A 12,998-nucleotide genomic window follows, 5' to 3' on the forward strand; every position below is an offset into this window, starting at 1 on the left:
TCCACAAAGAACAATGTATCTTATTGCACCTTTTTCCGATAAAACACCCGCGAAACCATTACACCGACAGTGCCTATGGCAATAAACAAAATGGCTCTAATCAGCATCGTCACAGCGGGAATGTCAATGAGAACCAGTTTACTTAACGTAACAAACAGAAACACAATGCCAAAGCGTCGAAATGATTGGTTCTGAGCTATGACTCCGTACGTAATTGCACCGATAGAATATGCAATCCACACCAGGGACAACACCATATGTTTGGTATCTACCGAATGCAAAACGGTCATCGCCTGTGACTCGTGAGTCAGAAAGAGTCCGAGCACAAAGATGCCAAGCCATGTCCACCACCAGCGAACCATGGCGATGTCATCCCGCAGAAACAGGTATGTGATAACAAAGGTGACTAGGGTGTAGATGGCCCACGTTACGTGTTCTAACGCCGGGACGCGGTGACTGAGAAATGGACTGTACACCGCCAACAGTATACTTCCTGCAACCAGAAACAGTACATGTCCTTCTATTCTAGCTGCCGCTTCTCCTAACCATTCACCAACCACCACAGCTATTGCAACAATCAGCACAAATAGAAAGTAGAACGGTTCAGCACGCATAACGCCCCAAGCCGCCAACGATAGATAAATCCAGAACGGGCCAACAGTGAGCATGAGAACTGACCGTTTTTGTTTCCACAACACAATGCTCACGACCAACAGCACCCCTGTAACAAGCCAAAGGAAAGCGTGCAATCCATCCGGAGTCAGTTCTCCAGTCACCCATAGTGTGCCCAGTCCCAGTGATGCCCACGCCGCGTACCGAAGCGCCCACACTAACCGATTGGAAACACGCCCGCCAGCATAAGCAGCCGCAACAAACATCAGCACGGCCTGTATCATCACAGGAATGACAAAACTCCGTTCACGCAAGTCCCTTAGGGCTGACAGGGTTGCAAATGAGAGATGGAGAGTAATCAGTGCTAGTACAGTCAAAACGATATATCTCTTCATCAGCCCATACAGCAAAAAGCCGAGCGAAGCGAGAGATTCATAGAGAATGAAGACCACAATAGCAGGATGGTGGCTTTTCACGAGGAACGGCACCAGAATTGCCGCGATGAGTGAAATGACTGCCAAGGTTTGAGAGCGATGCCGAAGACTCAACAGTACCCCAATAATGACAAACGCGACGTCCAGTCCAAAAGCAAAGGGAGGGGAAATTAGCGAATACAAGGTTGATGCGGCGAACGTTGTGAGAGAGGCCAGAGCGACGGCGCCTCCGAGCAAAATTTGTCCAAATACATTGCGCTGCTTTCTCGCTTGTCTTTCCCCGTAAGTGAGTAATGCCGCAAAACCTGCATAGCCTAGCGCAACCCGCACGGGACGGTTAATCCATCCGGCTTGAACAGCGGCGAGAAAGCCCCAAATTACACCAATTAATAAAACGACGATGAAGATTCTGGGCATCCATACTTTTCCAAACTGCGTTTCCCAATCCACCTGCGTTCGAGTACCTAAATCATGGGGCTGACTGGACGATGACTCAAATTCAGGCACAGCTTGCTCCAGTTGGGGCTTGTTGCTGTCATCGTCCCAAACGGGATGTGCCGCTTCAGAATTTGCAAGGTTAAGACGTTGCTGCTCCAGTCGCCGAACAATTTTCTCCAACTCGTTAATACGGACTTCCAATCCAATAATCCGCTGTTCATCCCGATGTCTCATACCTGATTTCCTCCACTCAACATGTGATATGAAGTGAAAGTATCAATCAGTTACTGGTGAATGGTATACACAGCGTTCCCCGAATCTTTCGATAAATATGTTCATAAGTACCATAAAGCAATTCGCTAAATAGCCCAGAAAATCCTCCTTCATCTGGTCTGAACCACAATCCGGTATAAAGCACCAACGGTGGATAGTGGTCATAGTTTATAGACTTTCTTGGCAGTTTTAAAAAGAATCCAGTCTTGGTCTTCGCTCGACAACCCGCAAGTTCTAACCTTACTCAGTTCCGTTCCGCAATTATCGGCATGGTCTGTTCCAAACATGAACCTTTCGGCCCCGATGTTTAAAACCCAATCCTTTAACAAAAAGCCGCCTGTCCAAGTAATATCAGCGTAAACATTCTCACATTGATTCAGAACAATAGGAGTTTCTCCTGCCGTCACCATCATGCCGGAATGAGCCAACACTATGGAAACGTCAAAGAACTCCTGTGCAATTGGAAGAATATTGGCCGGATTTGCGAAAGGAATACCTGCTCCGGTATGAATCATCACAGGTACTCCCAACTCTTGTGCCAGTGCGAATACTTTTCTGCCGTCCCGGCTTCCTGGATGTACGCCATGCGCTGCCGTGTGAATCTTGATTCCTACAAATCCGAGATTTTCGATACAGTGTTTTACTTCCCGAGCGTAAACCTCATCAGGCAAATGTGGATTTGGATTGGCCATGCCTCTAAATTTGTCGGGAGACTTTTGGATTAATTGATAAATATCATTGTGTTGTTGACGTACCTCCTCAAACGTATGAACTAATGCTGGCTGCAGTATCGTAACATCGATTTCATATTCTGAGATTTTCTGAACTTGGTCCGCTTCTGTGAAATTATCATCATAGACGCGGTCATACCCTAAATGCGCATGTACGTCAATAATCATTTCAACAGCTCCTCTATGAAATAAAGCGGTCTGTTTACCATCACTAACAGATGGTACTGTACCTTTGCTCGAAATTTGAAGTGTAATTAATGGCGTACAGGGTGACCCAATTTCAACATTTCCCCAATTACTTCATCCAGTACGTCATCCTCAAATATCTTCTTCCATTCAGTATTGATAATGTGTTTTCTGCCATATTCCATCGCAATGTAAGCGGCATCTGAAAATGGGTTTATACCGAGCAATGCGTTGGAAAGGGCTACTTGAATGTGACCGTAAAGCATAGCTTTTGCCGCTTCTTCAGGCACTCCGCATTTCACTGTTTCTCTCAACACTTCCGTTAAGAAGTCACCAATCATACAAACTGCGACTTCAGTCAGAGTCGGTTCCAAAATGGCCATTTGCTTCACTGTTGTCCGGTGTAATCTTCCAACCGGTGCATACATTTTCCGAACGATGTCAGAAGCAGCCTCGAACTTCATCTCATCACCCGCGTACAAGGCAATCACGACATCCTGCTCTGCTGCGATTCCTCCGAAAGAGTCATTATGTTCTTCTTCTGTTAGGTATTTTCCGAACACAGACGGATGGCAGGGGTGGGCTACAACTGTGGTTATGTCATCGCGAGTCTGCAATTGTCCGGCGTAAGCAGCAGCCGGATCAAGGATTACATAGGTTGCATTCGGTCTCATTTTGGGGACAATCTCTTCTGAAACTCTGCCAAGTAAAGTGTCCGGCACAGCTAAAATGACAAACTGACTTGCCGGGATTGCATCGTCGGACTCAGAAACTATCAAGCCTCTCTCTTCCATTTCCATTCTTTTGCTTTGGGAGTTCTCTACTAGATTCAAACGAAGATGATGGTGTTGCAAAAGATTTGTGCTAAGCCTGGACCCCATTTTTCCTCCCGCACCAACAATTGTGACCGTTGCTGTTTCACTCATCCCGTTTGCCTCCTGTTCACTCCGGCGAATTTTCATTACAGTTTGTCGCCGGACACACCGCTTGCATCCAGTCTGGCGAGAAAACCACATGACATAGAGCATTCCGCCACATGGAACGATGACGTCTGACTCTCCCGTAACACAGGTCCATGAGTTGCACCTTCTCCTTGGGAAAGCCTGACGTCATCTCAAGTTCACTCACTCTGTCCTGCTTTACGAAAACTCAAGGGATTTCACTTTCACTCATTTAACCCCGTACTTTGACAAGTTCCAGTGATTTTGCTGGATGAGTGTGTTCGCCGCTTTCGTCATTGCAGCTTCAGCAGTATTTCCGAATGATTTTAATGATGTTTGTCCTAATACATATCCTTGAAAGGCTCGGAAAATTGCATCTAACTCCTGTTGGTTTAGGTCAATGCCGCCCATGTTTGATTCTAGGGGTTGACTTGACAAATTAGCCAAACTTGAAAGTGACGGCAGCGGTTTTGAACCCACGACCGTTGGGACGAATATTCCTTTACTGTTAACGATGGTTGAATCATGCTTTGGCGTCGTGATGTATTCCAGCCAGTTTACACACGCCTGTTCCTTGGACGTTGTCATCTTGTGGTCTGCCTTAGGCGATGCAATCCCATATTGAAGTTGACCATTGGGTCCGCCAACAGCCGCAGAAGAGTTGAAGCTTGTCGCATACTTGGTTGTTGTCTTACTAGGAACGGGATCGGGGAATGTTCCCCACTTAAAGCTGACCTTGGTTGACTTCAATTGTGACGGAGTCCAAGAGCCTCCAAAATACATAGCAGCCTTTCCTGTTGAAAATGCGCGGAATGCAAGATCACCTTGTCCGCTAACACCGGTGGCGTTCTTCTCTAAATAGGGGTAAAAATTCTTCATCATCTGCCAAAACGCCATCCACCTTGGATTTTTATTACTGAAAACGCCTTTCTTTATGGCAATAACTTGGTCTTCATTGTTCAGTGCAGGCGTACCCGTATAACGCAATGTATTATATTGATTGTGAAATAGATTTGTATAGATTAACCGAGAAAACCAGGTAAACTCTCCCTCGCCTTTGGTTGACATGTCCAAAAACACTGGAGTAATACCGGCGTTCTTCAGCTTTTTCGAATCTGAAATGAACTGAGCCCACGTTTTAGGCGGCTGAGAGATACCTACTTTTGCGAAATCGGCTTTGTTGTAAAACATGCCTTGCCCGACATAGTCACCATGAACCAAATAGCTGTCGCCATTGGCAGCAGCTGTTTGAGCCATCAGTTTGGGATTTAAGTCTTGCTCCCATGTTTTCCCTGAAACATAGGGATCCGCTTGTTTCAAGTACGGATTTAAGTTGACGAGAATGTTTTTAGGAAGAGTACTGTTCACGTTCAACCATTGTTCCCACAAAATATCAGGCAATTGCCCTCCTGCTGCCTTTGTTTTCACCCACGTTCCGTATGAAGAACCAGCTGGTACCTGTATAAATTTGATTGTGATACCAGGATGAGATTTTTCGTACTGCTTGGCCAGTTCTGTTAGTTTGGTGGTCTTTACCTTAGCGCTCGGCCCGTATTGATCAGCATACATGGTGATGGTCCCTTTAAAAGGTTTGTTTTTACCTCCAGAGGAATTACTGGTTTGTGCCGAATTTGTAGACCCACATCCTGACAAGAGTAACGAACCGCCCACAACTACAGCGACAGAAACGATACCGTATTTTAGCCTTTTCATCATTGAACATCCCCTTATATAGTAAATTTGAACATACTCCGATTTGGCCGTGACGTTCTACGCCACCTCCTCTCAGTAAATTTTGAATATTATGTTATTTAATTTCTAACAAAGCTCTACTCCATCAGAACTTGATAGCACTGGAAGTCAACCCGCGTAAGAACATTCTCATTGTGAAGACGAATAGGATGATAAGCGGCAGAGCGGCAATCGTGTACCCAGCAAACATGGGACCATAGTCAATCTGGGAAACAAATTGACTCTGAAATTGCAACAAACCTACGGTAATTGGATATTTACTAGGGTTATTTAAAACGACCAATGGTACGAGAAACGAATTCCACACCCCAAGCAGGTTCCAAATTGCCATTGTGCCGATGACTGACTTGGCAAGAGGCAACGCAATCCGCCAGAAGGCCCTCCATTCAGAACAACCGTCGATTCGTGCGGACTCAAAGATTTCTTCTGGGAGAGAGGCGAATGCTTGGCGCAAGACGAAAATTGTAAACGCTTGACCGCCAGCTGAAAAAATCAGAATCAAGCCCCACAACGAATTCATTAAACCCAACTGTTTGATTTCTAGAAAGAGAGGAATCAGTGTTAGCTCAGCAGGAATCATCATCAACGACAGTATGGCAATGTAGAGCGGGCCCTTCATGCGAAAGCGTAAGCGAGCAAAAGCATAAGCTGCTAGAGAGGCCGCAACCACAATAATACTGACACTTACAATCGCGACAAAAGCCGTATTCCACATGTACGGTGCAACGGCGGCCCAGGCCTTTGCATAGTTCCCAAAGTGAAGTGGAAACGTGATGCCAAAGAAACTCTTGTAGAATTGAGCGTTGTTCTTCACAGAAGTGACAAGCATGAAGAAGAACGGGTATACGGACACAATAACCAGGAAAATAAGAAAGATATGACTTGGTAAGTCCCGACGTAACGTTTTGAGCATGTCCATTCCCCCCTACGCTTCAAACTCGGTACTAGGTTTAATAAACTTCACCTGAAGCAGCGTCAGCGCAAGAACGATGATGAATAATATCATAGCGATGGCCATACCCAATCCGAGCTCACCGTTCGTAAACGCCGTAAAGTACATATACAAACCTGGAATGTAGGTAGAATAGCCAGGTCCTCCATTCGTTAAAACCAGCGGCAATGCGATGTTTTGTAAAAGGCCTATGATGGTTAATATCATGAGTAGTTTAATCTGACCCAGAACTAAGGGAACCTCAATCGTGAAGAAACGCCGGATACGGGAAACACCATCAAGTCTAGAAGCCTCGAAAACACTGTCCGGAATGTTTTGCAATCCTGCATAAAATATCAGCAAATTAAATGGAATGACAAAGGGAAAGCCAACAAAGACTAGAGAATATAAGGCAATGTGAGGTGCTCCCAGCCAATTTTGAGTTAACATTCCAAGCCCAATATCTTTTAGAAACGTATCTAGCATGCCAATCTGAGGGCTGTAAATGAAGGACCAGACCATCAATTGAACTATCATTGGTACAACCATGGGAATCACAAACAGCACACGATAGATGTACCTTGCCCGCTCACTCTTCAAATGGTATATGACAACCGCAACTATCAACGGAATCGATATCTCGAGAATCAGTTTAAAGAAAGACCACACACCCAAGTGAAACATAGATATCCAGAAGAGGTGGTCGGTTAGTACGGAAATGTAGTTCTGAAGCCCATTAAAGGCAGGTGGATTAAAGCCATCCCAATGGCTGAAAGAAAAGATAATCGCCATTATCGGAGGATAGTAACTGAACACCAGCATCAACAAAAATGCTGGAAGCAGCATCCCGTAACCTCGGAAGGAAAAGTATTTTTTCTTTACTGTTCGCTGCCCAACGGGTCGGATGTCACTCTCTAAAGCACTCACTTCAAGATGGCCCCCTTTTAGATACCGTTTTCATAACTGCAGGTTCTGCTTCCGCATCACCTGGGCCAACGCCGCGGGTGAGTTTGATAACACTCTGACGGTCTATCTATTTTCAGAATAGACAGTACTGATTTTCTTGCTATTACTATATAAACCCACACTCGCTTTGTCAAGTATGAAATCGTTGTTTCTATATAAAACAAATGGCAACCCGCAAGTGGATGTAAAAACGTTTATCAGGATGTCCCTAGATTGGGTCAGAACGACTAGACAGACTTTCCTCCAACAACTCCTCCATCCACAGACAAACCAGTTCCTAGGACATACCGAGACTCTTCCGAGGCGAGGTAAAGGGCTGCAAATGCCACATCTTCCGGTGTACCTAGGTCACCGCCAAGTTGCCGTAATTTCAATTGCTCAATAGCAGCCGTCGGGTCCTCGTAGGAACGTTTCAAGTAGTCTTCCACAAAAGGTGTATAGATCGTCCCTGGAAGCAGTGCATTGACTCTGATACCATGGGGCGCATAATCTACCTGCATAGACTTGGTCATAGCCAAAACGGCTCCCTTTGTAGCTGCGTAGGCAGCCCGTTGAGCCAAACCGATTTCTGCTATACACGATGACATATTGATAATAGAACCAGAATGCTGCCCCATCATCACAGGAACGACTGTCTTCGATACGAGGTACACCCCTGTAACATTCACTGCCAAAACTCTGTCCCACACATCACGCGACACCTCATGCAATTCTCCAACAGCACTGATTCCCGCATTATTGAACAAGACGTCAATACGCTTATGGACGCGGGTTACCTGGTGAATCCAATTTGCAATAGAGGACTCATTTGTCACGTCAACGAGTGTAAACCTGGCATGTCCGCCTGCATTTTGAATAGCAACCACCGTTCCTTGACCTGCTTTTTCATCGATATCCGCTACTTCAACGACAGCACCTTCCTCAGCAAATTTTGCAGCCGTGGCTGCACCAATTCCCTTGCCTGCTCCCGTAATAAGACAAACCTTATCTTTCAGTCGCATAACACTGCACCTCTCTATTCAAGCTAAAATATCTTAAACCACTGATTTCTCGCGACAAGAGTCATATCGCTGCTAGCGACGCTCTGCACCGTGAGTTGAAGATGTGTAAGATCGTCCTTCTCGAACTTTCAAAAAGTAGTCTTCCCCGCCGACTTGTCCGCCCTTGAGAGCAATTTGGGTTCCATTCACGGCTTTGTCCGAGGAATGCACATAGCACAACGGTCCTCCTGGATCGATGGGCAAGTACATTCTGACAGCGTCGATGTGAAGTTCCCTGGCAACTATCCCGGAGGTGTCTCCGCCGGCCACCACAAGTCTCTGAACATGTGTCTGATGGATTAACTCTCGGGCCAGTATCCCCAGTTGTTTCCCGATGGCTTCAACTGAGTTAAAGTCTCTTAGTCCAAGTGCCGCAGCATTCGCTTTCACCTGGTCAATACTGGAATCCTCCGGTCCTAACGCAGAATAGAAGATGACACTCTTTCCTTCTGCCAGGGCTGCGACGGCTTTCCCCATCAACTCATGCAAGCGCGGCACTACTTTTTGGGTGTCTCCAATCAATAGACTGGGTGAAAGCTTGAAACCCACAAAGCCGGCGTCGAGGGCATGTGCGATTTGCCTCTCAGTGACCGGAGAACAACTCCCCGATAACACAAGGATCTGCGATACAGGATGAGAACCATCATCTTCACTCCTCTTGATGCAATGGCCAGCCTTATTCCAATAAGACGTTAGTGCGTACTCCACACCTGATGACCCGACCACAAAGTGATTGCCTGATTGTGCACTTTCCCAAATTAACTGGCCTGTCTTGGTTAAACGATTCTCGTCCAGCACGTCAAACAACATGACTGAAGACGGGTTGGATGCGCTGATTTTCTGAAACCGCGTTCGAACCTCTGTCATATTCCCATCAAGACTGTGAATGTCCATTGTGGAAGTTGGGTACTGGGTCTGTTGACCCAGGATAAGACGTATATCGGCTTCCTGCATTGGCGTACTAGGATGCCTGGACATGGTTGGATGCCTGTCTAAACGGTAGGTTGTCTCCATAACTGACGCGAAATGATTGCCAAATACGGTATATCGCTTTAAGGCGGGAGCGCCGACGACCAAGGGTACGATACCTTGTTCAGCAAAAGCTTCTCGACCGATGTCAATCGCCAGTCCTATGGAACCCTGCGTCGGAGATGAATCAAACGTTGAGCACACTTTGTAGTGAACAATGTCTGCATGCAACTGTTTTAAGAATAGAAACACGTCGGGCAGTTGCGCTTTCATTTCCGCTGGCGTCATCGCGCGACTGACACCAGCCAAACCAATACACTGAACATCCTTGAACTCAGTTTGTAAGACGTCCGTATCTGGAATTTGAAAGAACAAAACCGTTTCTAAACCATTCAATGCAAGGACTTCCAAACAATCCGTCGATCCCGTAAAATCGTCACCGTAATAGCTTAATAGGATGCGGCTCTTTTCCTCGATTCCATCCTGGTCCACCCCATGACACCTCCCGAAAATTTCAGCTTAGAAGGGTAGTATTGACCTATTGTGATGCATCACAGCGGTTGCAAGGTAAAGCTGTATTCATAAGTCCCTGGTTTGACCCGGTATTCATCATGAACCGTACAATACGTCCATCCGTTGTCACCGCCAAGCCCGGAATGAACGCAGTCGATGTTGACCCAAATCTTGTCTCTGGCCTGCAATTCATGAGTATGTCGTGCCTGGACGTAGTCACTGACTGGATTTCGATGCACGTCAAAGTGGAATGGTTGAAGCCCTTTGACGACAAGCCCATTCCCTTCTGAATTCGCTAAGGAAAACCAACGCACATCTTCCTTGCCACCGCATTCAACGGGAACGATATACGGATAGTGCTGTGCATCCACCGTGCTGTCGTACAAGCCTATATGGGTGCTCAACTTCCTGTCAGCATAGTTTTCGTTTGGACCCCGTCCATACCACTTAAGAGAACTGTACTCAAGAGGGATGGTCAGAGTCACACCAATACGAGGCAGGTTGGGCAATGACGAAGTAACGACAACCCGGTGCGCAATGTCGATGCGACCATCAGGATAGAACGTATACCGAATCAAGCTGTTAAAGTCGTCATGACTGTCGTCTGCCTTTACCAGAGTACGTACTTCAACACACACAGCATGCGGATTGTAAAATACCTCTACACGGTTGACGTGGCGTTGCACTCTATCCAAACCGTGTGCATACCAATCCCCGGCAATTGAGCTCACCCATCCAATACCGCTGTCAATGCCTGTTGGAGCACGGAAAAAATTCTCCAACAAACCCTCGTCTATCAATGATCTCCCTTGTATCGCATACCTGGTGATAACGCCTCTTTGTTTATCAAAGTCTATTTCAAAAATTGAAGATATCAGGTGCAGCAAACCTGAAGTTTCCTCCACATCAATCGTTTCGTCACTACGCGCCACGGGTGGTTCGCCATTACGATCTGCAACGATGGGTAGTTGGAATTGTTCCGAGTAGACTTCATAGCCAGCCGGTGCCCACCACTGTTCTCTGTTAAGGCAAACTGAGAGATTCAGAAAATACTCCATACCCCGTTTGCCTTTGGGAGGTTCAATCGGAAGCTGCATGACACACTTTTGACTCGGTTTCAGAGAAGGAAACGGACTTTTTCCCGAATGCACTGCCGTTCCGTTCTCTGTGAGTTCCCACGCGAGGTACAAATCGCTTAAATCTGAATCCAAATACTTGTTGTGAACGAGAACTGTTCCCTGCCAAATGTCTTCACACTGAATTGTCACCGGGGATTGTGCCTTTTTTAGGTCATATGCACCTGGGTGAGGGGTCAGGTCAGGGTGCACAACGCCATTGAGGCAAGTGTCGGGAACGGGATCGACCACATTTTCTCCAAAATCCCCTCCGTAAGCCCAAAACCGAGTTCCGTCATCCAAAACTCTCGTAAGTGCTTTGTCACTCCAATCCCACACAAATCCGCCTTGAAACCGAGGATACTTCTCCACCAGATCCCAAAACTTATGAACATTTCCGGTGCTGTTGCTTTTACCATAAGCGTATTCAAGCAAGATGATGGGCCTTTTATCCGCTAGGTCCGTCAACTTCTCCTCGAGCGATTCCAACTCCGGATACATGGGAACACGAATATCTGTCACCAAAGGATTAGGCCCTTCAAACTCAAACACCTGTACAATTCGATAGGCATCGTATTGTCGTACCCATCCTGCCATGGCCGCATGGTTCATTCCGACGCCTGATTCATTACCCAGAGACCAAAACAAAATGGATGGATGGTTCTTATCTCTCAGTACCATCCTGGTCATGCGGTCCATGTAGGCATTGGTCCATTCTGCGTCCTTGGATAGTAAACTTTGAATGCCATGCGTTTCTATATTCGCTTCATCAACAAGGTAGATCCCCAATTCATCACACAGGTCGTACCATAAGGGATCGTTTGGATAGTGACTGGTGCGCACTGCGTTAAAATTCAGTCGTTTCATGGCCGCGATTTCATTACGCATGTGTTCTTCGGTGAGATGACGGCCCGTGTCAGGATGATGCTCATGACGGTTGACACCACGAATAATCAGTCGCTCTCCATTTAGCCTAACCACATTGTCGGCGCCGACTTCGATTCGGCGAAATCCAACCCTGCAGCTTTCGTAGTCAACCTCCGTGTCATTTGAATCTACCAGCGTCAAAACTAGAGTATACAGACAGGGGTGTTCCGCACTCCATTTGTCGGGCGCTGACACCGTGGTTCGAAGGAGTGCTGCGCCCGCCTCTGAACCAAATCCGGCGGTATCAATCGAGGTGTCTCTAGCCACCCTAGCTTTACATTTTGCGACTTGATGTCCTGTTCCATCGATGAGTTTCGCACTGACAGTCAGGTCAGCATATCCGGGAATCTTATTGACGTATGCGTATACAACCAGGTCAGCGTCGTGATAGTTGTCATCCAACAACGTAAATACTTTGATGTCTTGAATCCGCATTTTCGGCTTACTGTACAATTGGACACTGCGGTAAATTCCAGATAAATACCAATAATCTTGGTCTTCAAGATAGGAGCCGTCGCACCAGCGCATAACTTGTACAGCCAAAGTGTTCCGCCCGGTCTTCAAATACGTCGTCAGATTGAACTCTGCGCTCAACTTACTATCTTGCGAATAGCCAATTAAAGTACCGTTCACCCAGAGGTAGAACGCCGATTCAACGCCCTCGAAATTTATGAAAACCTCCCGTCCGTGCCATTCATCCGGAACTGTAAATGTGCGCACATAACAGCCTGTGGGGTTATCCGTCGGAACAAAGGGCGGGTATAGTACGTGTGATTGGTCCCCTTCGGTGGATGCCGCTAACAAATGCCTATCCGAGGGGTCGTCCATCCGGAACGGATATTTGACATTCGTGTAAATGGGATGTCCGAACCCTTGTAGTTCCCAGTTACCCGGAACAGTAATGTTTGCCCACTGTGACACGTCGTAGCCTTCGTCGTAGAAGCCCTGGGGAACTTCTCCGGGATGGTCGACCAACTTAAATTTCCACACACCATTCAAATTACTTGTGAACTTGGAGAGGTTTCTATCACATGTTCTCGCCTCTTGTTCACTTGCATATGCACCCAGGGGGCTGTGCATGGATTCTCGGTTTCTTTGTAACATATGAGGATTTTCCCAGTCATTTGGTTGAAATAGCGGCACATGTATCGCTCCCGTTACGAAGAAATT

Annotated in this window: 9 protein-coding genes; all 9 read right to left on the reverse strand. The window is 46.7% G+C overall.

The genetic code is table 11. The features are described from left to right. Positions 1 to 20: 20 nt before the first annotated feature. Complete coding sequence (locus GI364_RS18635) at positions 21 to 1,718, reverse strand: DUF2339 domain-containing protein (RefSeq protein WP_198850716.1); 1,698 nt, start codon at positions 1,716 to 1,718, stop codon at positions 21 to 23. 200 nt (positions 1,719 to 1,918) lie between these two features. Continuing rightward, positions 1,919 to 2,656 carry an amidohydrolase family protein gene (locus tag GI364_RS18640; protein WP_198850717.1) on the reverse strand — a complete coding sequence of 246 codons (738 nt, stop codon included), beginning with the start codon at positions 2,654 to 2,656 and terminating at the stop codon, positions 1,919 to 1,921. Positions 2,657 to 2,742: 86 nt separating this feature from the next. After that, positions 2,743 to 3,600: a phosphogluconate dehydrogenase C-terminal domain-containing protein gene (locus GI364_RS18645; protein WP_198850718.1), complete on the reverse strand. Its 858-nt coding sequence runs from the start codon at positions 3,598 to 3,600 to the stop codon at positions 2,743 to 2,745. A 243-nt stretch (positions 3,601 to 3,843) separates the two neighbouring features. Then, complete coding sequence (locus GI364_RS18650) at positions 3,844 to 5,331, reverse strand: ABC transporter substrate-binding protein (RefSeq protein WP_198850719.1); 1,488 nt, start codon at positions 5,329 to 5,331, stop codon at positions 3,844 to 3,846. 121 nt (positions 5,332 to 5,452) lie between these two features. Continuing rightward, positions 5,453 to 6,280 (reverse strand): carbohydrate ABC transporter permease, encoded by an 828-nt coding sequence (locus tag GI364_RS18655; RefSeq protein ID WP_198850720.1) that lies wholly within the window; start codon positions 6,278 to 6,280, stop codon positions 5,453 to 5,455. 12 nt (positions 6,281 to 6,292) lie between these two features. Continuing rightward, the gene (locus tag GI364_RS18660; protein WP_198850721.1) at positions 6,293 to 7,225 is read right to left on the reverse strand and encodes a carbohydrate ABC transporter permease; all 933 of its coding nucleotides are present in this window, start codon (positions 7,223 to 7,225) and stop codon (positions 6,293 to 6,295) included. Positions 7,226 to 7,491: 266 nt separating this feature from the next. Then, on the reverse strand, positions 7,492 to 8,265 hold the full coding sequence (locus tag GI364_RS18665; protein ID WP_198850722.1) for an SDR family NAD(P)-dependent oxidoreductase: 774 nt from the start codon (positions 8,263 to 8,265) through the stop codon (positions 7,492 to 7,494). A gap of 72 nt (positions 8,266 to 8,337) precedes the next feature. After that, the gene (locus GI364_RS18670; RefSeq protein WP_198850723.1) at positions 8,338 to 9,765 is read right to left on the reverse strand and encodes a four-carbon acid sugar kinase family protein; all 1,428 of its coding nucleotides are present in this window, start codon (positions 9,763 to 9,765) and stop codon (positions 8,338 to 8,340) included. Between the two features lie 59 nt (positions 9,766 to 9,824). Beyond that, the gene (locus tag GI364_RS18675; RefSeq protein WP_198850724.1) at positions 9,825 to 12,971 is read right to left on the reverse strand and encodes a glycoside hydrolase family 2 TIM barrel-domain containing protein; all 3,147 of its coding nucleotides are present in this window, start codon (positions 12,969 to 12,971) and stop codon (positions 9,825 to 9,827) included. Positions 12,972 to 12,998: the final 27 nt, after the last annotated feature.

This window comes from Alicyclobacillus sp. SO9 (genome assembly GCF_016406125.1).
In the GTDB taxonomy this organism is placed as follows: domain Bacteria; phylum Bacillota; class Bacilli; order Alicyclobacillales; family Alicyclobacillaceae; genus SO9.

Bases quoted from the DNA above. Each gene is read 5' to 3' on its own strand.
- GI364_RS18645 (WP_198850718.1), bottom strand. From the start codon at position 3,600: ATGAGTGAAACAGCAACGGTCACAATTGTTGGTGCGGGAGGAAAAATG.
- GI364_RS18655 (WP_198850720.1), bottom strand. From the start codon at position 6,280: ATGCTCAAAACGTTACGTCGGGACTTACCAAGTCATATCTTTCTTATT.
- GI364_RS18640 (WP_198850717.1), bottom strand. From the start codon at position 2,656: ATGATTATTGACGTACATGCGCATTTAGGGTATGACCGCGTCTATGAT.
- GI364_RS18665 (WP_198850722.1), bottom strand. From the start codon at position 8,265: ATGCGACTGAAAGATAAGGTTTGTCTTATTACGGGAGCAGGCAAGGGA.
- GI364_RS18635 (WP_198850716.1), bottom strand. From the start codon at position 1,718: ATGAGACATCGGGATGAACAGCGGATTATTGGATTGGAAGTCCGTATT.
- GI364_RS18650 (WP_198850719.1), bottom strand. From the start codon at position 5,331: ATGATGAAAAGGCTAAAATACGGTATCGTTTCTGTCGCTGTAGTTGTG.